The organism is Blastococcus capsensis, from assembly GCF_030165005.1.
Lineage (GTDB): Bacteria > Actinomycetota > Actinomycetes > Mycobacteriales > Geodermatophilaceae > Blastococcus > Blastococcus capsensis.
Genome location: NZ_JASNNW010000021.1, coordinates 66,401 through 88,396 on the forward strand (window position 1 = coordinate 66,401; position 21,996 = coordinate 88,396).

The following is a 21,996-nucleotide window of genomic DNA, read 5'->3' on the forward strand; positions in this document are numbered from 1 at the left end:
GCCCCGGATGCCGTTAGGCTGTCCGTACAACTACACAGGGGGTGAATGGTCTCGACTTCGGTCGCTTGACCAGGGGAAGCGAGCCGAGGAAGGCGACGATGATCTCGTTAACCACCCGTCGCAAACCACAAATGCCGACGCTAAGCGCGGCGACTTCGCTCTCGCTGCCTGACGGTAGCTGAGCGAGTCTGTCAGCCCGGGTTCGTCATCGACCCGGATCCTGGCATCAGCTAGATGACTCACCGTGCGTGCCGGTCGCGGGTACGCGTGGGACAACCAACAGCGGCTGGGCCCGTCACACCGAACATGTCCGCGTGGACGGTGGGGCCGAGTAGAGGCAGTAGCGGACTGCGCTCGGAGAAGCCCTGGCCATACGTCGAAGGACGCGGGTTCGATTCCCGCCACCTCCACCCCTGTGCGAGAGCCCCGGTCGGGTGTCCGACCGGGGCTCCCGTGCGTCCGGGCGCGCTGCGCCAGGTGCCTTCCGGCCCACGCCACGGGCACCGCCGCCCGTTGTGTACGGTCGTTCTTATGACTTCCCAGGTGAACGACGGCCGCACCATGCGCGAGCGCATGCTCGCCGGCGACCTGTACGTCGCCGACGACCCCGAGCTGGCAGAGGCCAGTGCGCGGGCGTTGGACCTGGCCGACGCCTACAACGCGACCACCGTTCGCCAGGGCCCGCTGCGCCGGCAGCTGCTGGAGGAGCTGCTCGGCGCGATCGGGGAGGGCACCGAGATCCGGCCGCCGTTCCGGGTCGACTACGGCAGTTCCATCCGCATCGGTGCCCGGTGCTTCGCGAACTTCGGCCTCGTCGCCCTGGACGTCGCTCCGATCACCATCGGCGACGACGTCCAGATCGGACCGAACGTCCAGCTGCTCACCCCGACCCACCCGGTCGCGCCGGAGCCGCGGCGGGACAAGTGGGAGGCGGCCGAGCCGATCACGATCGGCGACAACGTCTGGCTCGGCGGTGGCGCCATCGTGCTGCCCGGCGTGACGATCGGCGCGAACACCGTCGTGGGCGCCGGCGCGGTGGTCACCCGCGACCTACCGGCGGACGTGGTGGCGGTGGGGAATCCGGCCCGCGTCGTCCGGACGCTGGACGAGCCCGGCCGGTGAGCGCCGCTCCCGCCCCGGCGCGGCGGGCTCGCCGCTACGACCCCGAGCGCCGGGACCGGCTGGTGGACACCACCCTCGACGTCATCGCCGCCCACGGCGTCGCCGCCGCCTCGCACCGCTCGATCGCGCGCGCGGCCGACGTCCCGCTCGGGTCGCTGACCTATCACTTCGGCTCGCTGACCGACCTGCTCGCCGCGGCGTTCACCCGGCACGTCGACACCGTCGCGGCCCGCTTCGACGAGCGCATGGCCGGCGCACCCGATCGCGCCGCCGCACTCGAGGTGCTGGTCGAGCACCTCACCGGCGACCTGCTCGGTTCCCCGCGCGACCTGGTGCTGGCCGTCGAGCTGTACGTCGCCGCAGCCCGCGACCCGGCGCTGCGCGCGGTGACCCAGGACTGGATGTCCCGCAGCCGGCGCAGCCTCGAGCGCCACCTCGACCCGGTGACGGCGCGTGAGGTCGACGCGCTGGTGGAGGGGCTGGTCCTGCACAGCGCGCTGTCCACCGACCCGATGGACGCCGCCGCGATCCGTTCCGCCCTCTCCCGGCTCGCCGGCTGAAGAGCAGCACCGGCCCATGTCCTCCGCTCTCGCTGCCCTCGACCCCGCGCGGCTGCGCCGTGCCCGGTCCTCGGTGGCCGCCTGCTTCTTCCTCAACGCCGTGTTCTACGCCGGCCTGGTGCCCCGGCTACCGACGGTCAAGGCCGATCTGGAGCTGAGCAGCACCGCGCTGGGCGCCGCACTGGCGGCCGTGCCGCTGGGGGCCCTGCTCGCTGGGCTGTCGTCGGCGGCGCTCAACCGCCGGTTCGGCTCGGGCCGGGTCGCCTCCTACGGTCTGGCGCTGCTCGGCATGACCGTGTGGACGGTCTCCGTGGCGCCGAACTGGCTGGGCCTGGCCGCCGCCTTCCTGGTGGTCGGCGCGCTGGACGCGATCATCGACGTCGCGCAGAACGCGCACGGCCTGCGCGTGCAGCGGCTCTACGGCCGCTCGATCATCAACTCGCTGCACGGGATCTGGAGCATCGGCGCGGTCACCGGTGGGCTGCTCGGCTCCGCCGCGGCCGGGCTCGGCATTCCGCTGACCGTGCACCTCGGCGCCTCGGCTGTCGTGTTCGGAGCGGTCGCCCTGGTCATCTCCCGCAGGATGCTGCCCGGCCCCGACGAGCCGGAACCGGTCGTCGAGGAGGTGCCGCAGGAGCGCCCGCGCCGTCGGGCCGCCGTCCCGGCGCTCGCGGTGCTCGGGCTGCTGGCCGGCTGCGGCGCGCTGATCGAGGACGCCGGCGCCTCGTGGAGCGCGCTCTACCTGCGCACCGAGCTCGGGGCGGGCGCGGCCACCGCCGGACTGGGCTTCGTCGCGCTGTCGGCGGCGATGACCGTGGGCCGGCTGACCGGTGACCGCGTCGTCGACCGGTTCGGCGGGCGCCGGGTCGCGCGGGCCGGGGGTGCGCTCGCCGCGGCGGGCCTCGGCCTGGCTCTGGCCCTGCCGTCGGTGCCCAGCACCCTGGCCGGGTTCGCCCTCGCCGGGCTCGGCGTCGCCACTCTCATCCCGGCCGTCTACCACGCCGCCGACCAGCTGCCCGGCCTGCCGCACGGTCAGGGACTGATGGTGATCAACTGGCTGCTCCGGATCGGCTTCCTGGTCTCCCCCCTCGTGATCGGGGTCGTGGCCGATGCCCTGAGCCTGCGGGCCGCGCTGATCGGGGTGGTGCTCGCCGGCATCGGCGCGCTGGTGCTCGGGCGAGCACTGCCGGGGCGGCCGCCCGCCGGGCTGCGTCCGGCGCCCGGCGGGTGACCGGACGGCGCGCACCTGCGGGTGGCGGCGCGCGGCCCGGGTGACGATCCTGGCCCGGACGTCGCCGCGCACCCGACCAGACGTGCGGCACCTCCACCGCCGTCCGCCGAAGGGAAGCCGATGCCCGACCGCACCGCGCAGGACGTGGCCGAACGATCCGTCCGGGAGTTCCTCGTTGCCGACACCGCGGCGCGGGCGCTGGGCATCACCGTGTCCCACGTCGCCCCCGGTGCGGTGACCGCGCACATGGCGATCGCTCCGGAGATGCTCAACGGCCACGGCAGCGCGCACGGCGCCGCGCTGTTCGCGGTCGCCGACATCGCCTTCGCGATGGCGTGCAACTCGCACGGCGCGCCGGCGGTCGGGCGCTCCTGCAACATCGAGTACCTGGCCCCCGCCTTCGCCGGCGAAGCCGTCACCGCGACCGCGACCGAGCGCGCCGTCGTCGGCAGGGGCGGCATCTACGACGTCGCCGTCACCGGGGATGCCGACGGCCGGCTGCTCGCGGAGCTGCGCGGGCACAGCCGGCTCCTCCCGAGCGCGCCCGCGACCGCCTGAGCGGCGGACTCCTACCCGGGCGGGCGGGCGACCACGGCCCGGCACGAGCAGGTGATCATGTCCGGGTGAACCGCACCGACGCCCGATCGGACGAACGGCCGTCTCCGGTCCCCGGTGCGCTCGTTGAGCCGAGCGTGACCACGGCCAGCACCGGAGGGGGCGTCCGCCGGCCGGCCGGCTGGGCGGAGTGGGCGCCGAGCGGTCGGCTGGCGGTGCCGGTCATCGTGCTGCTGGTCATCGGGGCCAACCTCGTCGGCGTGGGCACCGTCGTCCTGCTGCTCATCGGGGTCGACGACGGCAGTGGGCGCGCCGGCCGCGCGGACGTGCTGGGGGCCGCCGCCGCCTACCTCGCGATCGCACTGCCGGTGGCCACGGTCGCCGGACTGCGCCGGCAGCGGATCACCAACCGGTGGCTGATTGCGGGCCGCCACCCCACCCGCGACGAGGCGGCCCACGCGCTGCGGCTCCCGCTGGACACCGCGCTGATCGCCGGGCTGGTCTGGCTGCTGGGCGCGGTGCTGATGGGGGCCGTCTCCGCCGCCGCGTTCCCCGACGCACGGGTGGGCGCCCGCGTCGGCGTCGCGGTGGTGCTCGGTGGGATCGTCACCGCCGGTGTCACCTACCTGCTCGTCGCCCGCGTGGCCCGGGCGGTCACCGCCCGCGCCCTGGCCGCACACCCGCCCGCCGGCGCGCTCGCCCTCGGCGTCCGCATCCGCCTGCTGCTCAACTGGGGTCTCACCAGCGGCGTCCCGATGCTCGGCGTCGTCCTGCTGCACCTCGACCCGAGCAACCCGCGCGGGCCGGGGAGGGCCGCCGTCGTATTCCTGGCCGTCGTCGCCCTCCTGGTCGGTGCGCTGGCCACCCTGCTCATCGCCCGCGCCGTCGGCCAGCCGCTGCGCGAGCTGCGCCGTGCGGTGCAGCAGGTCGGCTCCGGCGACTACGACGTCGACGTGGTCGTGGACGACGCCGGGGAGATCGGCCTGCTGCAGGAGGGCGTCAACTCCATGGCCGCCGGCCTGGCCGAGCGGGAGCGGCTGCGCGACCTGTTCGGCCGGCACGTCGGGACGACGGTCGCCCAGCGGGCGCTGGCCACCGGCGTCGCGCTGGGCGGGGAGGAACGCACGGTCGCTGCCCTGTTCGTCGACATCGCCGGCTCCACGTCACTGGTGCGGCGCACCGGTCCGGAGCAGATGGTCGGCCTGCTCAACCGGTTCTTCGCCGTCGTGGTCGACACGATCGAGGGCGAGGGCGGGCTGGTGAACAAGCTCCAGGGCGACGCCGCGCTATGCATCTTCGGTGCCCCCGCCGACCACCCCGATCCGGCCGGCGCCGCGCTGCGGGCCGCCCGGCGGATCTGCGACGCGGTGGCGGACGCCGGGGAGGTCGACGTCGGCGTCGGGGTGGCGTGCGGCCGGGTGTGGGCCGGCCAGGTGGGTGCGGCGAGCCGGCTGGAGTACACGGTGATCGGTGACGCGGTGAACGAGGCGGCCCGTCTCACCGAGCTCGCCAAGGAGCACCCGGGTCGCGCGGTGACCAGCGAGCCGACGGTGCTCGCCACGGACCCGGGCGAGCGGGCGCACTGGCAGACCGGCCGGCAGGTGTCGCTGCGCGGCCGCGACGAGCCGACGACCACCTGGGTCCTCGCGAAGTAGGTCGTGCCGAGCGGGGCCCGCAGGGTCCCCAGGCATGGCCTGGTCTCCGCGGAGCGGGTCCTGACGACGGGGGCCGGAGGCTCCCCGTGCCATCGCCTTGTCGTGCCGAGTGGGCCCCCGGAGGGGGTCCGCGCAGGCACGACGCAGCGGCTCAGCCCGTCAGGGGGACGGCACCTGGCCGCGGTGCGATCCGGAGGATCGCAATGTCATTGCGTCGGGGGGCGGATTGCCTTGCCCACCTCGTGCGCCTTCACCACGACGAGGACGTCCTCCGGCTGCAGCGTCCCGATCAGCGGGTCGTCGAAGCGCAGCGTGCGCCCGCCGCGGGTCACCGACAGCACGATGTCGCGCAGCTGGCGGGGACCCAGGCCCACCTCGTCGGTGGTGACGGTGCGCTGGTGCAGGTCCAGCCCCTGCCCGCCGGTGACCAGGTCCTCGACCACCGCCACCACCCGTGGGGCGTCGGTGGACAGGCCCAGCAGCCGCCCGGAGGTGGCCGACGTGGTGATGACCGTGTCGGCGCCGGACTGCCGCAGCAGGTTGGCGTTCTCCTCTTCCCGGACACTCGTGGTGATCGGCACGCTCGGGTTGAGCTGCCGCACCGTCAGGGTGATGAGCACGGAGGCGTCGTCGCGGTTGGCGGCGACGATCACCGACCGGGCCCGCTCCACGGCTGCCCGGCGCAGCACGTCCGTGCGGCCGGCGTCGCCGACGATGCCGGTGAGCCCGGCGGCGTTGGCCTCGTCGATCGCGCGGGGCTCGGGGTCGACGACGACGATCTTCTCCAGCGGCGTCCCGTTGGCCTGCAGCGAGCGGATCGCGCTGCGGCCCTTGGTTCCGTAGCCGCACACGATGACGTGCTGGCGCACGCGGGACCTCCAGCGGTTGATGCGGAACTCCTCGCGCGAGCGGGCGGTCAGCGCCTCGAGGGTCGTTCCGATGAGGACGATCAGGAACATGATGCGCAGCGGCGTGATCAGCAGGACGTTGACCAGCCGCGCCTCGGGGGTGACCGGGGTGATGTCGCCGTACCCGGTCGTGGAGAGGCTGACCGTCGCGTAGTAGGTGGCGTCGAGGACCGAGATCGGGCCGCCCTTGCTGTCCTCGTAGCCGTCCCGGTCCAGGTAGACCACGAGGACCACGATGGCCAGGACGACCGCGGCGATGAGCACCCGGCGCCACACCTGGCGGACCGGTGACTGCTCGACGTGGGCGATCCGCACGCCGGTGTGCTCGGTCTCCAGACCGTTCCGCTCCTCGTCCACCCCGCGGACGATAGTGAGCGGCGGGCAGGGTTGCGCGCCGCCGCACCCGAACGGGGTGCGGCGGCGGGCGGTCGATCAGCTCTCGACGGCCTCGCGCTCCCGCGCGGCGAGCTCCCGCTTGAGCACCTTGCCGGCCGCCGACACCGGGATCGCGTCGATGAACCGCACGTCGCGCAGCCGCTTGTACGGCGTCACCCTGTCGTTGACCGCGGCCATGACCGACCCGACGGTCAGCGCCGCGCCGTCGGCGTCGTCCTTGCGCACCACGTAGGCCACCGGCAGCTCGCCGGCCTCCTCGTCGGGCCGGCCGACCACCGCGGCGCCGCCGACGCCGGGCACGCCGAAGAGGATCTCCTCGAGCTCGCGCGGGAACACGTTGTAGCCCTTGTAGAGCAGCATGTCCTTGGTGCGGTCGACGATCGACAGGTAGCCGTCCTCGTCGAGCACGCCCACGTCGCCGGAGTGGAACCAGCCGTCGGCGTCGATCGCGTCGGCGGTGGCCTCGGGCCGGTGCGCGTAGCCCCGCATCACCTGCGGACCCCGGATGCACACCTCGCCCCGCTCGCCGGCCGGCAGCGGGTCGCCGCCGCCGAGCGGGCGGATGGTGATCTCGGTGTCGAAGATCGGCACCCCCACGGTGCCGGGCTTGCGCGTGCCCGAGCGGAACGACGGGTTGCCGGTGGCCATCATCGTCACTTCGGTGAGGCCGTAGCCCTCGCCGATCGTGGCGTTGGGCATCAGCGCCTGCATCTTCTCGATCAGCGGCACCGGCAGCGGGGCCGCGCCGCTGGAGACGCCCCGGACGTGCGAGAGATCGGCGTCGGCGAACCCGGGCACCTGCAGCAGGGCCACGAAGACCGGCGGCGCGCCGCCGATCGAGGTGACCTCGTGCTTGATCATTTCCTCGACGTACGTGGCCGGGTCGAAGCGCATGTGGATGACCGTCATGGTGCCGCCCATCACCATGCCGTTGAGGTAGCCGATGGCGCCCATCGCGTGGAACCACGGGGTGAGGTTGATGATGCGGGCCTCGCCGAGCCGGGTGGGGCACTCGTCCTCGCCCAGCCGCTGCTCCAAGGTCACGTCGCCGTGCCCGTCGAGCACCGGCAGCGAGCCCGACGTCCAGCAGCCGGACTGCAGCACGTTGGTGACCACCTGGCGGTGCGGCAGCTCCACGCCCTTGCTCACGCCGGTCGTCCCGCCGGTGTAGGCCAGGTGTGCCAGATCGGCGTCCACGTCGATGCCCGCATCCAGGTGCCGGTCGGTGGGGTCGCCGGCGAGCAGCTCGGCGAGGTCGACGTCGCTGTCCTCGAGCCTGTCCAGGCGCGCGGCGAAGTCGAGGATGTGCGCATCCCCGGTGACGACGACGGTCCGCACCGGGGTCTGGGCGAGCGCCCCTCGGACGAAGGGCAGCACCTGGTCCCAGGTGACGAGGACCTTCGCGCCGGCGTCGGAGAGCTGGGCGGCGAGGTCGGCCGCCGGGAGCAGTGGGTTGGTAGGGGAGAAGGTGGCGCCGGCCAGCATGATCCCGTAGTAGATCGACGGGTACTGGCGGCAGTTGGGGATGTGCACCGCGACGACGTCGCCCCGCCCGATGCCGTGGTCGGCCAGCCACCCGGCGACCGCGTGCGCGCGGGCGCCCAGCTCGGTGAAGGTCAGCGGCACGTCGTGGTCGAGGAACGCCGTCCGGTCACCCCACCGGCGCACGGCCGCCCGCATGATCGAGCCCACCGGCACCTGCGGGTAGTCCAGTGACCGGGGCAGCCCGGGCGGCCAGCTCGCCGTCGTGGGTGCCGGGGCGGACTGCACGGTCGTCATGCGTTTCCTCTCGTCGGTGACCTCGAGCCATAGGGTGGCCCAGCTCACAGCCCCTGTCGAGGGTTCTGTGAGGATGGGTGACATGAGCAACCAGCGCACCGCCCTCGTCCTGGGCGGCGGGGGCATCACCGGCATCGCGTGGGAGATCGGCGTGCTCGCCGGGCTGGCGGAGGCCGGGGTCGACCTGGGCGCGGCCGACCTCGTCGTCGGCACGTCGGCCGGGTCCGTCGTCGGTGCGCAGCTCACCTGCGGGGCCCCGCTGGAGGAGATGTACGCCCGCCAACTGGAGCCGCCGACACGGGAGAAGGTCGCGCGGATGACCCGCAGCAACCTGGCGCGGTACGCCTGGGCGATGCTGGTCAGCCGGGGCCGGGACGTGGAGTTCCGCCGGCGGGTGGGGGCGCTCGCGCTGGCTGCGGAGCAGGCCGGGCTCACCCCGACCGAGCAGGAGCGGCTCGAGGTCATCGGCTCGCGGCTGATCGCCCGCGAATGGCCCGACCGCGATCTCATCATCACCGCGGTGGACGCCGCCACCGGTGAGTTCCACCCCTTCGACCGGAAGTCCGGCGTCCCCCTGCTGCAGGCGGTGGCCGCCAGCTGCGCGGTGCCCGGCGTCTACCCGCCGGTCAGCATCGACGACCGCCGGTACGTCGACGGCGGCATGCGCTCGGCGGCCAACGCCGATCTCGCGCAGGGGTACGACCGGCTCGTCGTCCTCGCCCCCATCCCGCGCGGCGTGGGGCCGATGGCCAGCGTCGACGCCCAGGTCACCGGCATGCTGGCGCGGGTGGCCGTCGTCGCCCCGGACGAGGGCAGCCGGACGGCGATCGGCCGCAACGTCCTCGACCCCGCCGCCCGGGAACCCGCCGCGCGGGCCGGTCGCGCCCAGGCGGCGACGGTCGCGGAGCGGGTCGCCGAGGTCTGGAACGACTGACCTGCCTTTGCGGTGATCATGAAGTGCGGGGAGCGACACGCCGGTCCCGCGCGGCGTGTCGCTCCCGAGACTTCATGATCGCGGAGTGGTCCGGCGTCAGACGACAGGTTCGGCGCGCCAGCCGGGAGACCCGCTCGTCGAGCTGGGCGTAGCTGCGCCCCGCCCCCTCGAAGCGGAGCGCGGCAGCATCCGGCCGAGTGCGGCTCCACCGGGCGAGCTGGTCGCTCATCGTCATGCCCCGGCCGCGCAGGACGGGGATCGCGGTGCTCATGGGCGCTCCTCGGGCGGCGTTGTGACCTGCGTCATGCTGGCGGCCGTGGACATGGCGGTCAACCCTGACTGTCGAGGGCGAGCATCCGGGCGGCGACCCGCTTCCAGCGCGAGAGGTGCGGGTCGGTGGCGGCCGGGCGGTCCTCGAAGGCGTAGACCAGTGCCACGCCGCGCATGCTGGTGAACAGCAGCTCGGTCAGGTCGGCGTAGCCGGGCGCGCCCGCGATGTCCGGCCCCCAGATCTCGTCGGCCACCGCCGCGATGGCCGCGCGCAGCCGGCGTTCCTCCCCGCGCAGCGCCGTTCGCAGGTCGGGGTCGGTCCGGGCCGCCGTCCACAGCTCCATCGCCGCCCAGAAGGGCGGCTCCTGGAACGTCGTCCACATCAGGTCGATCGCGCGGTCGACGCGCTCCCGCCCGGTCGGCTCGTCGTGCATGAGGGCCGCCGCCCGGCTGCGGACCTCCGCGAGCTGCGTCGTCGACAGGTGCTCGGCGGCAGCCGCCAGGAGTTCGGCGCGGGACGGGAAGTGGTGCAGGAGCCGGCCGCGGGACACCCCGGCCCGGGCCTGGACGGCGAGCGTGGAGGCGCCCGCGTACCCGTCCTCCACCAGGCAGGCGACCGCCGCGTCCAGGATGAGCAGCCGGCTGTCGGCGGTCTTCTCCGACCGGGATCGGGCGCGCGCGACGCCGTCGGGCGAGGCAGGCTCGACGACCATCCGCCGGAGCGTAGGGCGGCTGCGGCCCCGGCGACAGTCATCGTTGACCGTTTCGGGTGACCGGTGTCACGCTGCGCCGGTCCGCTCATCGACGAGAGGTGCCGCCCGTGGACTTCGATGACAGCCCGGACGAGGCCACCTACCGCGCCCGCGTTCGCGACCTCCTCGAGCAGCACGCCGGCGAGCTGCTCCACCTGGCCCCGGGCCAGGAGGGCGTCGACGCGCGCCGGCACGAACCGGAGATGCGCCGCACCCAGCGCGTGCTCGCCGAGGCCGGGCTGGTCGGTGTCACGTGGCCGCGCGAGTACGGGGGGCGGGGTGGCACGCTCGTGCAGCAGGCGATCGTCGCCCAGGAGTTGGCCCGCGCCCGGGTGCCGGGGCTGATCAACCACATCGGCATCGGCATGTGCGGGCCCACGGTGATCGCGCACGGCAGCCAGGACCAGCGCGACCGCTACCTCGCCCGGCTGCTGCGGGCGGACGACGTCTGGTGCCAGCTGTTCAGCGAACCCGCGTCGGGCTCCGACCTGGCGGCGCTGCGCACCACGGCCGTCCGCGACGGCGAGGACTGGGTGGTCAACGGCCAGAAGGTCTGGACGACGCTGGCACACGTCGCCGACTTCGGCATCCTGCTCACCCGCACCGACCCCGAACGGCCCAAGCACGCGGGGCTGACGATGTTCGTCGTCGACATGCACGCCCCTGGTGTGAGCGTGCGGCCGCTGCGGCAGATGGGCGGGCAGGCCGACTTCAACGAGGTCTTCTTCGACGACGTCCGCATCCCCGACAGCGAACGGCTGGGGGAGCCCGGCGAGGGCTGGCGGGTCGCGCTCACCACCCTGATGAACGAGCGGGTGGCCATCGGCGGTGCCGGCGGCGACATCGGGCTGCCGGTCGAGGCACTGGTGGAGCACGCGCGGGACCGGCTGCCCGCCCTCGACGGCGACCGCCAGGTGCTGGCCCGGCAGGCGGTGGGCCGGGCCGTGGTCGCGGCGCTCGCCGCCCGCTACACCGGCTACCGGCGGCTCACGGTGCTCAGCCAGGGCGGGATCCCCGGACCGGAGGCCAGTGCGGGCAAGCTCGCCGCCACCGAGGCCGCGCGGCTGGTCGCCGACGCCGGCGTCCGGCTGCTCGGCGACGAGGCGGTCTACGCCGCGACCTCCGGCGGGGACGACCGCTGGCAGCGCACCCAGGCGTGGCTCCCCGGGATCGCCATCGCCGGCGGCACCGACCAGGTGCTGCGCAACATCCTCGGCGAGCGGGTGCTCGGGTTGCCGCCGGAGCCGCGCAGCGACAAGACGGCTCCCTTCTCGGGAGGACGGCGGTGAACTTCGACCTCGACACCGACCAGCGAGACATCGCCGCCGGCGCGCGGGAGTTCTTCACCGGCTCCGCCTCACCGGCAGCGGCCCGGGCCGGGCTGGAGGGCGGGGCGCCGGCGCCCGGCCGCAAGGCGCTGGCCGACATCGGTTTCCTGGGCATCACCGTGCCCGAGGTGGCCGGCGGCTCCGGCCGACCGCTGCTGGACCTGGCGGTGGTCGCCGAGCAGGGCGGCGCGGTGCTGGCCGCGCCGTCCCTGGTGACGGCGGCGCGTGCGGCGGTGCTGCTCGCCGACGTCCCCGAACTCGCCGCACAGCTGGCCGACGGGACGACGGCCTTCGCGGTCCTCGACGGCTCCGTCGACGGGTCCGCGCCCTCGATCGACGCCGCTGACGCGACGCTGTTCCTCGGCCTGGACGGCGGCGACCTCGTGGTGGGAGAGGGCGAGATCGTTCCCGGTCGCCCGCTGGACGCCACCCGTGGCCTGGCCTCGGTCCGGCTGACCTCCCGCCGGGTGATCGCCTCCGACGCCGCGGAGCTGTGGGCCCGGGCACGGCAGGTGGCGGCCGTGGTGATGGCCGCCGAGGATCTCGGAGGCGCCGACCGGGCGGTGGCGCTCGGCGTCGCCTACGCCCAGGAGCGGGAGGCCTTCGGGCGGCGGATCGGCTCGTACCAGGCGGTCAAGCACATGCTGGTCGACGCCTGGGCCGGCGTGGAACAGCTCCGCTCGCTGGTCTGGTGGGCGGCGTGGGCCGCCGACTCCGCGCCCGCCGAGCTGCCGCTCGCCTCCTCGGCCGCCAAGGCATGCGCGGCGAGCACCTTCGAGCGGGCCGCCGGCACGCTGATCCAGGTGCACGGCGGGATCGGCTTCACCTGGGAGCACGACGCGCACCTTTTCTGGCGGCGGGCCAAGGTCGACCGGCTGCTGCTCGGCGACGAGGCCGAGCACCTCGACGCCGTCGCCCGGCTCGCGGTCGCCGGCGCCCTCTGAGCCGCGGCACCCCAGGCAAAGGAGGCTATGCATGCGGTTCAAGCCCCGAAACCGTATGCATAGCCTCCATTGCCTAGGGAGTCAGGTAACGGCTGACCCCCGGGAACTTCCGGTACCGGAAACCCACCGCCCACGAGACGGGAGAAGACCACGGACCTGACCGAGCTCCGCTACGAGGTGGCCGACGGCGTGGCCACCGTGACGCTGCACCGGCCGGAGCGGCTCAACGCCTTCACGCTGACGATGGCCGACGAGCTGGCCCGCGCGGCCGCCGCCGCCGACGCCGACGAGGACGTCCGCGTCGTGGTGGTGACCGGCGCCGGCCGGGCGTTCTGCGCCGGCGCCGACCTCGCGGGCGGGCCGGACACCTTCGGCGACCGGCGAACCCGCGTGCGCCCGCCCGGCCCGCTGAGCGAGGAGATCGCCGGCTTCCCCCGCGACGCCGGCGGGGTCGCGTCGCTGCCGTTCGCGGCGCTGCGCAAACCGGTGATCGCTGCCGTGAACGGCCCTGCGGTCGGCATCGGCGCGACCATGATCCTGCCGATGGACATCCGGATCGCCGCGGAGTCCGCCCGGTTCGGGTACGTCTTCGGCCGGGTCGGGATCGTGCCGGAGGCCGCGTCGTCGTGGTTCCTGCCGCGGGTGGTCGGCATCAGCCAGGCGATGGAGTGGGTGGCCACCGGCCGGGTGTTCGACGCCGCCGAGGCGCTGCGCGGCCGGCTGGTGTCCCGGGTGGTCCCGGACGCCGAGCTCCTGCCCGCTGCCTACGCGCTGGCGCGGGAGATCGCCGACAACACCAGTGCGGTGGCCGTCGCTGCCTCGCGCCAGCTGCTGTGGTCGATGCTCGGCGCCGCCTCGCCGTGGGACGCGCATCGCGCGGAGTCCCGGGCGCTCGTGGAGCTGGGGGAGGGGCCCGACCCGGCCGAGGGGGTGGCGGCCTTCCTGGAGAAGCGCCGACCGCGGTTCCCGGCGCGGCTGCCCGACGGTGCCGTCGCCGGCGTTCCGCGCTGGCCCGCGTCCCCGGACGACGCCGGACCTCGTCAGGCGCCGCCGGGTCGGACGAGCCCGGACTCGTAGGCGGTCACGACGGCGGAGACCCGGTCGCGGAGACCGAGCTTGGTCAGGACGCGGCCGAGATGGGTCTTGACCGTCGCTTCTCCGAGGCAGGAGGAAGCCGCACGCCCCTGCCTGCATGGCCTCGTACAGGTACTCGTCGGCGTCGTAGGTGGTCAGGACGAGCACCCGGGCCGGGCACCCGGCCCGGGTCAGCGCCCGCGTGGCCGCCAGCCCGTCGAGCACCGGCATGCGGATGTCCATCAGAACCACGTCGGGCCGGAGCAGCCGCGCCTGCGCCGCCGCCTGCTCGCCGTTCCCGGCCTCCCCGACGACCTCGATGTCGGGCTCGAGATCCAGGAGCACCCGGAAGCTGTCCCGGATGAGGGCCTGGTCGTCGGCCACCAGGACGCTGATCACGGCTCGTCCGGGGGGCCGGGAGGCGGGCGTGCACCGCGAACCCGCCGTCGGTGGACCGGCCGGTCTCGAGCGTCCCGGCGAACAGCGCCACGCGTTCCCGCATGCCGAGCAGCCCGCGGCCGCCGCCGGGCACGTCGTCGCGCGCCACACCGCCGTCGTCGACGACGGCGACGTCGACCGCATCGGGTTCGTAGCGGAGGCTGACGCCGACCCGCGAGCCGGCGGCGTACCGCGCCGCGTTGGTGAGCGCCTCCTGGACGATCCGGTAGACCGTCAGCCCGAGGCCGGCCGGCAGGGGGCGTGGATCCCCGGACACGGCCAGGCCGACGGACAGGCCGGCGTCGCGGGCCGAGTCGACCAGGGCCGCGACGTCCGCCGTGCCCGGTCGACGGCTCAGCGCCTGCTGGGCGTCCTCCTCCCGGAGCACCCCCAGGAGACGGCGCATCTCGGCGAGGGCCTCCCGGCCGCTGCGCTCGATGACCCGCAGCGGCTCCCGCACACCCTCCGGGCCGCGGTCGAGTTCTCCCGACGCCACCATCGCCTGCAGCACCACCACGTTCACGTGCGAGGTGACGACGTCGTGCAGCTCGCGGGCGATCCGCGCCCGTTCCTCGGCCAGGGCGCGGGCCCGCCGGGACCCGGCCACGAGGCCCCCGACCAGGGGGGCCACGAAGAGCAGCAGGTCCCACCACGCCGCCGACCACGCGGCCTCGGCCCCGGACCGCCAGGCGTCCTGGTCGTGCCAGTCGTGGACGGCGAGCGAGGCGACGGCGATACCGAGACCGGCCGGCAACTGCCGGCGGGTGCCGTACGCCGCGAGGGCGTACAGGCTCACGAGGGCCGGCAGCACGGGGTAGAGACCCTCCCCGCCGTCCCCGGAGAAGGCGGCGTGCAGCCCCGCCGGGACCCAGACCCCGGCCGTCGTCGTGAGGGGCCGGCTGCGCCGCCAGAGGAGGGCCGCCGACGGCACGAGCAGGAGCGGCGCGACCCACCAGAGGCTGCCGGCGACGGTCTCGTCGCTCGCCGCCCAAGTGCCCTTTCCGAGCAGGACCGCACAGGTCACGGCGGCCGATGCGGCGGCGAGGTCGCGCACAGCATGGGGGTGATCGTCATCCAGTCGCAGGCGGCCCAGCGGGCGATGGAGGGCCGCCCCGACCTGGCCCGCAGCGCCCTGTCGTCCATCGAGACCGCGGGCCGCCAGGGCATGGCCGGGATGCGCCGGCTGCTGGGCCTGCTCACCGGAGGGGACGACGGCACGGTGGCGCCGCAACCGAGCCTCCAGGACCTCGACGACCTGGTCGACCGGGTACGGCGAGCGGGCACGCCGGTCGAGCTGACCGTGACCGGTGACCTCGCCGCACTGCCGGCAGGTGTCGACCTCGCGGCCTACCGGATCGTGCAGGAGGCACTGACCAACGTGCTCAGGCACGCCGGACCGGCCACCGTGCAGGTCGTCGTCCGCGCGGCCGGCGGGGTGGTGGACGTCGAGGTGTGCGACGACGGCCAGGGGGGTGCCGGGGAGCCGGGGACGGGCACCGGCCACGGCCTGGTGGGCATGCGGGAACGCGTGGCCCTCTACGGCGGCACCGTGGAGGCGGGCGGCCTGCCGGACGGCGGCTACCGGGTGCGGGCGCGGCTCGCGGTCGACGGGACGCCGGCATGACCATCCGCGTGCTGGTCGTCGACGACGAGGAGCTGGTCCGCACCGGCCTGCGGCTGATCCTCGAGGCCGAGCCGGACCTGACCGTCGTCGGCACCGCCTCGGACGGCGCCTCGGGGGTGACCGCGGCCCGGCGGTTCCGGCCGGACGTCGTCCTCATGGACATCCGCATGCCGGGGACCGACGGGCTGGCCGCCACCTGCCAGCTCCTCGGGGACCCGGCCGGCGTCCCGTGCAAGGTCGTCGTCCTGACCACCTTCGACGTCGACGAGCACGTCTACGAGGCGCTCCGCGCGGGGGCCAGCGGCTTCCTGCTCAATGACGTCCCGGCCGACCAGCTCGTGCACGCGATCCGGGTCGCGGCGGCGGGGGAGGCGCTGCTCGCACCGTCGGTGACCCGGCGGCTGATCTCCGCGTTCGCCCGCCGTGCGCCGGTCCCGACCGGGTTGCCGACGGCCGGACTGGCCGACCTGACCTCCCGAGAGGTCGAGGTGCTGGAGCTACTCGCGGAAGGGCTGTCCAACGCCGAGATCGGCAGCCGGCTGTTCGTCGGCGAGGCCACCGTGAAGACCCACGTCGCGCGCACCCTCACCAAGCTCGGCGTGCGCGACCGCGTTCAGGCCGTGATCGTCGCGTTCCGGGCGGGGCTGGTGCCGGTCGACCGCGACCTCCCGCCGTGACCGCGCGTCAGGGCACGCGGGTGGCGTCGAGGTGGCGCAGGAGCGTCTCCCCGAAGTCACGCATGGCGGCCACCTGCTCCGGCGTGAGCTGGTCGAACAGCTCACGGCGAACGCCCTCCACGTGGATCGGGGCGGCGTCCTCCAGCGCGGCGAACCCGTCGTCGGTCAGCACGGCGAGCTGTCCGCGCCCGTCCTCGGTGCAGACCTGGCGCCGCACCCAGCCGCGCTCCTCGAGCCGGGAGACCGCATGGGACAGGCGGCTGCGGGACGACAGGCACCGGTCGGCGAGCTCGCTCATCCGCATCATCCGCTCGGGAGCTTCCGACAGGGCCACGAGGATCTCGTAGTAGGCGTGCGAGATCCCGGTGCGGTGGGTCAGCTCCCGGTCCAGCCGGTCCTGCAGCAGCTGCGCGCTGTAGAGCCAGGCGCGCCAGGCCTTCTGTTCCTCGGCGTCGAGCCAGCGAGGATCACCCGTGGGGAGGAACTCCGAGGACGGCGACGCGCTCATGGGCACAGGATACCGGGGGAATAGTCAAGCGCTCAACTACGCTAGCCTCCAGCGAGAAGGTCACACGCTCAACCACTGGGAGACTCCATGACCGCCAACACCGTCCAGATCCCCGGCTACGTCGCCGGCACCTGGGACATCGACGCCAGCCACTCCACCGTCGGCTTCTCCGTCCGCCACATGATGGTCAGCAAGGTCCGCGGCTACTTCCGCGAGTTCTCCGGCGAGATCACGACCGCCGAGGACCCGACGCGGTCCACCGTGAACGCGACGATCGACATGGACTCGATCGACACCCGCCAGGAGCAGCGCGACGCGCACATCAAGTCCGCCGATTTCTTCGACGTCGGCAACCACACGGTGATGACCTTCCGGTCCACCGCGGTGAAGACCGACGGCGCCGACTGGACCGTCGAAGGACAGCTCACGCTCAAGGGCATCACCAAGCCGGTCACCCTGGACCTGGAGGTCAACGGCTTCGGCCCGGACGCCTACGGCGGCACGCGCGCCGGCTTCTCCGCGAAGACGGAGATCTCCCGCAAGGAGTTCGGCGTGGACATCGACATGCCGATGGACGGCGGCGGCGTCGTCGTCGGCGACAAGATCACCGTCGAGCTCGAGATCGAGGCCGTGCTCCGCACCGCCTGAAACCGTTGATCATCGTCGGGTGGTCGTCCCTGCCGGCGTGTCGACCAGCCGTTCGACGATGATCAACAGCTGAACAGCCTGCGAGGCCCCGGACGCATCCCGCGTCCGGGGCCTCGCGACTTCAGCGCAGGGACCAGTGCCCGTCGCGCACCGAGGTGTCGGCCAGCTCGAAACTGGTCGCGTACGGATCGAAGTCGACGTCGCGGTTGACCGCGTACAGCACCTTCGGCGCGACCAGGAAGAGCGCCAGCGCCTGCTCGGTGACGTACCGGTCGATGCGGTTGGCGGCTACCACCTGCCGCAGCTGCGAGGTCTGCGCGACCAGATCGGCGAAGAGCCGCTCGAACGTCGGGTCCACCGGGCCGGCCCGGAATTCGCCCGAACGGCCGACGAACGCACGATGCAGTTCGAGCGGCGGCACGTCGACCGACTGGCTGCCCTGCTCGAGCAGCAGGACGTCCCACTCCCGCGGCTCCTTGGCGGCCAGCCGCCGGCGGGTCTCCCGCTCCCGGTCGACCGGAACGACCGACACCTGTACCTCGATCCCCAGGGCCTCGCGCCACTGCGCGGCGACGAACGTGGCGACCGCCGCCCATGGCTCGAGCGCGGCGAGCCGGACGGGTCGGGAAGACCCGCCGGTCAGCCGCCACAGTCTTGCCGCCTCCGCCGGATCGTGCTGGTACGGCCGCAGCCGGCCCGGCGCCCGGTGCGCGACCGTCAGCAGGGTCGGCGGTGTCAGCCCGGCCAGCGGTCGGGCCAGCCCGCCGAACGCGTCGCGGACGAGCGCGGCCCGGTCGACGGCGAGGTTGAGCGCCCGCCGGGCGCGGACGTCGGCCAGCGGGAGGCCGTCGGCATCCCGGTCGATGACACCGGCCAGGGCACGTACGGCGTCGACCGTGACGAGCCGGGCATGCCGCGACCGGCGTACCCGCTCGGCCTGAGCGTGCGGCACCTCCGTGACGATGTCGACCTCACCGACGGAGTCGCAGACCATGTCCAGGGCACGGTCCCGGTCGAGGTCGTTGCGGAACTCGACCTCGGCGAGGCGTGGGCCCCGCCTCCGGTCCCAGTAGTGCCGATTGGCGTGCAGCCGGACGGTGGGGGAGCGGTCCTCGGTCTGCAGCCAGGTGCGGTCCTCGCCGTCGATGACCACCGGCTCGGTGTCGATGCGCGAATGACCCTCGACGAGGGTGAAGGCTCCCGAGGCCCACGGCCCCGGCGCATCGATCACCTACCAGTGCCCCTCGCCCGACTCGTCGCGGGCGTAGCCGAACCCGAGGTCGCGCCAGAACCGCTCGCTCATCACGTGCGTCGCCCGTAGCTTGCCGAGAGCCAACCCGTCCACGGCCGGGAGGTGCAGCCGCACGGTCCGGTCGTCGACCACCTCGACCCGGCTGCGCCGGTCGATGTTGAAGTGGGTTCCCGGCGGGTGCGGCGACTCCCACCGGAACTGCTCCTCCGCGGCCCGGCGCACCGAGTCGGCGGTCAGCGGCGTGCCGTCGGCGAACCGGTTGTCGCTGCGGACCTTGATCTCCAGCGTCGTGGAGTCCCGCCATCGGTACCGGCTCATCGCGGCGGGGCGGACCTTGCCCCGCCGCGTGACCCGCACGGGTTCCTCGACGGTGTTGTACGTGATGTAGAGCCAGTTGAGCGGGCTCGGGTCGACCACCCGGACGGTGCCGCGGGGCTCTCGTCGAGGCCCGGGGAGAACGCTCACCGCAGTCTCACCGGCCCGGCCTCGATGGACGGCCGCCTCATGCCAGCGTCCCGGGACGCAGCAGGACCTTGGTCCAGCCGTCCTCGCGGTTGTCGAACCGCTCGTAGCCGTCGACCGCCTCGTCCAGGGCCAGCTCGTGGGACACGATCAGCGACGGGTTGGCGCGTCCGGTGATGATCAGGTCCCGCAGCTGCCGGTTGTACTTCTTGACCGGGGCCTGGCCGGTGCCCATGGACTGGCCCTTGGTGAAGAACTGGCCGTACTGGAACGGGATGCGTCCCTCCTTGGCCAGGTCGCTGTTCGCGCCGGGGTCCTGGGGCACGTAGACGCCGATGACACCGATCCCGCCGGTGGCGCGGACGACCTGTACGAGATTGTCGAGCACCAGCTCCGGGTGCTCCTCGCCGGAGGGGTCGTGCGCCTGGTAGCCGACTGCCTCGACGCCGCGGTCGACGCCGTTCCCGTCCGTGGCCTCCATCAGCTGCTCGACCGGGTCGCCCGCGCTGAAGTCCACGGCGGTGGCGCCGTACTTCTGCGCCAGTGCCAGCCGGTCGGGCTCCTTGTCGACGACGAAGACCTGCGAGGCGCCGCGGATCATCGCGCTGTGCGCTGCCATCAGCCCGACCGGTCCGGCGCCGAAGACGGCCACGCGGTCACCCGGCTGCATCCCGGAGAGCTCCACCCCGTGCCAGCCGGTCGGGAAGATGTCCGACAGCATCGTGAAGTCGTTCTCGTGCTCGGTACCCGGCGGGAGGTGCAGCGCGTTGAAGTCCGCCCACGGCACCCGCAGGAACTCCGCCTGCCCGCCGTCGTAGGGACCCATGTTGGCGTAGCCGTAGGCCGCGCCGTCCATGCCCTCGGTCGGGTTGGCGCGCAGGCAGAACGACGTCCAGCCCTGGGTGCAGTTGCGGCAGGTGCCGCACGCGATGTTGAACGGCAGCGACACCCGGTCGCCCACCTCGAGCCGGTCGACGCCGGCGCCGACCTCCTCGACGACGCCCATGTTCTCGTGGCCGAGGACCTTGCCCTCCTCGACGCTGGTCCGCCCCTCGTACATGTGCAGGTCCGAGCCGCAGATGTTGGTCGTGGTGATCCGGACGATCGCGTCGGTGGGCGACTGGATGGTCGGGTCGGGAACCTCTTCGACGGCGACGTTCTTCTCGCCGCGGTAGACGACGGCCTTCATGGCTGTGCCTCCTCGGTGGTGTGGCTGGTCAGCGGGCGGCGAAGGCGCGGGTGAAGTGCTGTGCAGCCTCCTGCTGGGCCTGCTCGGCCTTGTCGAGCACCGCAGCGGCGCCGAAGAACTCGTGCATCACGCCCTGGTAACGGGTGCCCGTCGTCGGGACGCCTGCTGCTTCCAGCTTGCGGGCGAACTCCTCGCCCTGGCTGCGCAGCGGATCACGCTCGTCGGTGATGACCAGCGTCGGCGGCATGCTCGCCAGCTGGTCGGTCGACCAGCCGAGCAGGTCGATCCGCGGGTCCTTGGCGGCGTCCGGCTTGCCCTCGAACGCATGCATCGCCATCCAGCTCAGCAGTGCCCGGTTCAGGGGCCGGCCGTCGGCGGCGTCCTCCATGGACTCGCCGAACTGCTCGCCGGTGGTCAGGGGGTAGACGCAGACCTGTGCCACGGGACGGGGATCGCGGTCGGTGAGCTGCAGGATCGTCGCCGGGGCCATGTTCCCGCCGACGGACTCCCCGCCGATCCCGATGCGGGTCGGATCGCCACCCAGGGACGCAGCGTTGGCCACGACCCAGCGGTAGGCGGTCAGGACGTCGTCGTGCGAGGCGGGGAAGACGGCCTCGGGGGCGCGACGGTAGTCAGGCGACACGACGATCGCGCCGGTCTTGTTGGTCAGGCCCCGGCAGGAGGCGTCGTAGGTGTCGATGTCGAAGAGCACCCAGCCGCCGCCGTGGATCCACATGATGATCGGCAGCGGGGCGGAACCGGTGTTCGCCGGCTTGTAGACCCGCAGCTTCTGCCGGCCGCCGGCGGCGTCGGGGATCTCGATGTCCTCGACGGAACCGACCTCCTCCGGGCCTTCGATGCCACGGGCGGCCATGACCTTCTTGACCGCGTCGTCCGGGCCCGGCTGCTTGCGGGCCTCCTTCGGCGTCAGCGTCTCGAACGGCAGCGGGCCCATCGACGAGAAGGCGTCGACGATCGCCTGCGCCTGCGGGTCGAGCAGCCCGGACGGGTCGGTGGCCAGCTCCTTGTTGGTGCCGGACACGGCGTCGCGCGCCAGGTCCAGCGGAGCGGCCACGGCGCCGGCGACCTTCTCCTTGATGCCGCCGGACGGCGCCTTCGGGTGCGGCCGCGTCGGGCCGCGGCGCTTGGCGGTGATGAAGTCCTTGCCCAGGGCCGCCATGCGCTCGGCGCCGACCTTGGCGCGGAACTCGGGGAGTTCCTCCTGCTCCTCGTCCTGCACGTGGTGGCGGACGTCCGCGATGAGCTCCGAGAGGGCGCTCTCGAACTTCTCCTCGCCCGGCTCGGTGCGCCCCAGGACGACCAGCAGCTCCTTCATCTTCTGGTGCTCCTGCGTGGCGTCGTCCAGCTCGCCCTCCATCCCGACCTCCTTCCAGATCGGGTAGATCACCGTCTCCTCCGCGAAGGCGTGCATCGACAGTTCGGCGCTGATCTGGTCGACCAGGACGCGGCGGTTGCCGCGCCCGGCCTCCAGGTGCTGGAACTGCCGCTCGACGATCGCGTGGTCGTCGGCGATCAGGTGGTCGATGTCGCCGGGCAGGGTCTCGTAGGGCAACGGCATGTCTCTGCTCCTCGATCCGCGGGGAAGCGTCGGCCGGACTTTTCACCGACGCAGGATCGACCGCTCCTACCCGACGGGGCGCCGCCTATTCGACCGGTGCACGCCTTCATG

22 protein-coding genes, 1 other RNA gene and 2 pseudogenes are annotated in these 21,996 nt (G+C 73.6%); 13 read left to right on the forward strand and 12 right to left on the reverse strand.

What is annotated here, in order from left to right; translation table 11 throughout:
• Nucleotides 1-37 precede the first annotated feature (37 nt).
• The 6 genes from ssrA (at nt 38) to QOZ86_RS16645 (ending at nt 5,123) form a co-directional block, all read left to right on the forward strand.
• Nucleotides 38-413: a transfer-messenger RNA gene (gene ssrA / locus QOZ86_RS16620) on the forward strand.
• A 118-nt stretch (nt 414-531) separates the two neighbouring features.
• Nucleotides 532-1,122 (forward strand): sugar O-acetyltransferase, encoded by a 591-nt coding sequence (locus QOZ86_RS16625; protein ID WP_284493086.1) that lies wholly within the window; start codon nt 532-534, stop codon nt 1,120-1,122.
• On the forward strand, nt 1,119-1,682 hold the full coding sequence (locus QOZ86_RS16630; protein WP_284493087.1) for a TetR/AcrR family transcriptional regulator: 564 nt from the start codon (nt 1,119-1,121) through the stop codon (nt 1,680-1,682). The genes QOZ86_RS16625 and QOZ86_RS16630 overlap by 4 nt, the downstream gene beginning before the upstream one ends.
• A 16-nt stretch (nt 1,683-1,698) precedes the next feature.
• Nucleotides 1,699-2,913 carry an MFS transporter gene (locus QOZ86_RS16635; RefSeq protein ID WP_284493088.1) on the forward strand — a complete coding sequence of 405 codons (1,215 nt, stop codon included), beginning with the start codon at nt 1,699-1,701 and terminating at the stop codon, nt 2,911-2,913.
• Between the two features lie 120 nt (nt 2,914-3,033).
• Complete coding sequence (gene paaI, locus QOZ86_RS16640) at nt 3,034-3,471, forward strand: hydroxyphenylacetyl-CoA thioesterase PaaI (protein WP_284493089.1); 438 nt, start codon at nt 3,034-3,036, stop codon at nt 3,469-3,471.
• A 134-nt stretch (nt 3,472-3,605) separates the two neighbouring features.
• Nucleotides 3,606-5,123 carry an adenylate/guanylate cyclase domain-containing protein gene (locus QOZ86_RS16645; RefSeq protein WP_284493090.1) on the forward strand — a complete coding sequence of 506 codons (1,518 nt, stop codon included), beginning with the start codon at nt 3,606-3,608 and terminating at the stop codon, nt 5,121-5,123.
• Nucleotides 5,124-5,329: 206 nt separating this feature from the next.
• Here the strand turns inward: QOZ86_RS16645 and QOZ86_RS16650 are convergent, their stop codons facing one another.
• Nucleotides 5,330-6,388: a potassium channel family protein gene (locus tag QOZ86_RS16650; protein WP_284493091.1), complete on the reverse strand. Its 1,059-nt coding sequence runs from the start codon at nt 6,386-6,388 to the stop codon at nt 5,330-5,332.
• Nucleotides 6,389-6,463: 75 nt separating this feature from the next.
• Entirely contained in the window at nt 6,464-8,206 is a 1,743-nt protein-coding gene (locus tag QOZ86_RS16655) for a class I adenylate-forming enzyme family protein (protein WP_284493092.1), read from the reverse strand.
• Nucleotides 8,207-8,288: 82 nt separating this feature from the next.
• Between QOZ86_RS16655 and QOZ86_RS16660 the strand changes: the two genes are divergently transcribed.
• Complete coding sequence (locus QOZ86_RS16660) at nt 8,289-9,140, forward strand: patatin-like phospholipase family protein (protein ID WP_284493093.1); 852 nt, start codon at nt 8,289-8,291, stop codon at nt 9,138-9,140.
• 16 nt (nt 9,141-9,156) lie between these two features.
• Here QOZ86_RS16660 and QOZ86_RS16665 read toward each other — a convergent pair whose 3' ends face one another.
• Together QOZ86_RS16665 and QOZ86_RS16670 are read right to left on the reverse strand one after the other, a co-directional pair.
• Nucleotides 9,157-9,411: a hypothetical protein gene (locus tag QOZ86_RS16665; RefSeq protein ID WP_284493094.1), complete on the reverse strand. Its 255-nt coding sequence runs from the start codon at nt 9,409-9,411 to the stop codon at nt 9,157-9,159.
• Nucleotides 9,412-9,469: 58 nt separating this feature from the next.
• Nucleotides 9,470-10,123, reverse strand: coding sequence for a TetR/AcrR family transcriptional regulator (locus QOZ86_RS16670; RefSeq protein WP_284493095.1), 654 nt, complete (start codon nt 10,121-10,123; stop codon nt 9,470-9,472).
• Nucleotides 10,124-10,230: 107 nt separating this feature from the next.
• On the opposite strand from QOZ86_RS16670, the gene QOZ86_RS16675 reads away from it, so the two are divergent.
• From QOZ86_RS16675 to QOZ86_RS16685, 3 genes are all read left to right on the forward strand, one after another.
• Nucleotides 10,231-11,451, forward strand: coding sequence for an acyl-CoA dehydrogenase family protein (locus QOZ86_RS16675; protein WP_284493096.1), 1,221 nt, complete (start codon nt 10,231-10,233; stop codon nt 11,449-11,451).
• A complete protein-coding gene (locus tag QOZ86_RS16680) occupies nt 11,448-12,434 on the forward strand; it encodes an acyl-CoA dehydrogenase family protein (RefSeq protein ID WP_284493097.1) in 987 nt (328 codons plus the stop codon). Before QOZ86_RS16675 ends, QOZ86_RS16680 begins: the two co-directional genes overlap by 4 nt.
• Nucleotides 12,435-12,590: 156 nt before the next feature.
• A complete protein-coding gene (locus tag QOZ86_RS16685) occupies nt 12,591-13,511 on the forward strand; it encodes an enoyl-CoA hydratase-related protein (RefSeq protein WP_284493129.1) in 921 nt (306 codons plus the stop codon).
• Here QOZ86_RS16685 and QOZ86_RS21260 read toward each other — a convergent pair.
• From QOZ86_RS21260 to QOZ86_RS21050, 3 genes and pseudogenes are all read right to left on the reverse strand, one after another.
• Entirely contained in the window at nt 13,475-13,558 is an 84-nt protein-coding gene (locus QOZ86_RS21260; protein ID WP_431521229.1) for a hypothetical protein, read from the reverse strand. The two genes, QOZ86_RS16685 and QOZ86_RS21260, sit on opposite strands and share 37 nt — an antisense overlap.
• A gap of 103 nt (nt 13,559-13,661) precedes the next feature.
• Nucleotides 13,662-13,907: pseudogene (locus QOZ86_RS21265) on the reverse strand (response regulator); the annotation flags it as partial.
• A 22-nt stretch (nt 13,908-13,929) separates the two neighbouring features.
• A pseudogene (locus QOZ86_RS21050) lies at nt 13,930-15,000 on the reverse strand (sensor histidine kinase); the annotation flags it as partial.
• Nucleotides 15,001-15,003: 3 nt separating this feature from the next.
• Here QOZ86_RS21050 and QOZ86_RS16700 point away from each other — a divergent pair.
• Nucleotides 15,004-15,570 carry a sensor histidine kinase gene (locus QOZ86_RS16700; RefSeq protein ID WP_284493098.1) on the forward strand — a complete coding sequence of 189 codons (567 nt, stop codon included), beginning with the start codon at nt 15,004-15,006 and terminating at the stop codon, nt 15,568-15,570.
• Nucleotides 15,567-16,247 carry a response regulator gene (locus QOZ86_RS16705; protein ID WP_284493099.1) on the forward strand — a complete coding sequence of 227 codons (681 nt, stop codon included), beginning with the start codon at nt 15,567-15,569 and terminating at the stop codon, nt 16,245-16,247. The genes QOZ86_RS16700 and QOZ86_RS16705 overlap by 4 nt, the downstream gene beginning before the upstream one ends.
• Before the next feature lie 7 nt (nt 16,248-16,254).
• On the opposite strand, the gene QOZ86_RS16710 is transcribed toward QOZ86_RS16705, so the two are convergent.
• Nucleotides 16,255-16,755: a MarR family winged helix-turn-helix transcriptional regulator gene (locus QOZ86_RS16710; RefSeq protein WP_284493100.1), complete on the reverse strand. Its 501-nt coding sequence runs from the start codon at nt 16,753-16,755 to the stop codon at nt 16,255-16,257.
• An 87-nt stretch (nt 16,756-16,842) separates the two neighbouring features.
• Here QOZ86_RS16710 and QOZ86_RS16715 point away from each other — a divergent pair, with 87 nt between their 5' ends.
• Complete coding sequence (locus QOZ86_RS16715) at nt 16,843-17,403, forward strand: YceI family protein (protein ID WP_284493101.1); 561 nt, start codon at nt 16,843-16,845, stop codon at nt 17,401-17,403.
• A 121-nt stretch (nt 17,404-17,524) separates the two neighbouring features.
• Here QOZ86_RS16715 and QOZ86_RS16720 read toward each other — a convergent pair whose 3' ends face one another.
• The 4 genes from QOZ86_RS16720 to QOZ86_RS16735 are packed head-to-tail and all read right to left on the reverse strand — an operon-like array spanning nt 17,525 to nt 21,885.
• Nucleotides 17,525-18,634, reverse strand: a complete 1,110-nt coding sequence (locus QOZ86_RS16720; protein WP_284493102.1) for an ABC transporter substrate-binding protein — start codon at nt 18,632-18,634, stop codon at nt 17,525-17,527.
• On the reverse strand, nt 18,635-19,120 hold the full coding sequence (locus QOZ86_RS16725) for an ABC transporter substrate-binding protein (RefSeq protein WP_284493103.1): 486 nt from the start codon (nt 19,118-19,120) through the stop codon (nt 18,635-18,637). It abuts the gene before it with no gap.
• Nucleotides 19,121-19,157: 37 nt separating this feature from the next.
• Complete coding sequence (locus QOZ86_RS16730; protein WP_284493104.1) at nt 19,158-20,306, reverse strand: glutathione-independent formaldehyde dehydrogenase; 1,149 nt, start codon at nt 20,304-20,306, stop codon at nt 19,158-19,160.
• A gap of 28 nt (nt 20,307-20,334) precedes the next feature.
• Nucleotides 20,335-21,885 carry an alpha/beta hydrolase fold domain-containing protein gene (locus tag QOZ86_RS16735; protein ID WP_284493105.1) on the reverse strand — a complete coding sequence of 517 codons (1,551 nt, stop codon included), beginning with the start codon at nt 21,883-21,885 and terminating at the stop codon, nt 20,335-20,337.
• Between the last annotated feature and the right edge of the window lie 111 nt (nt 21,886-21,996).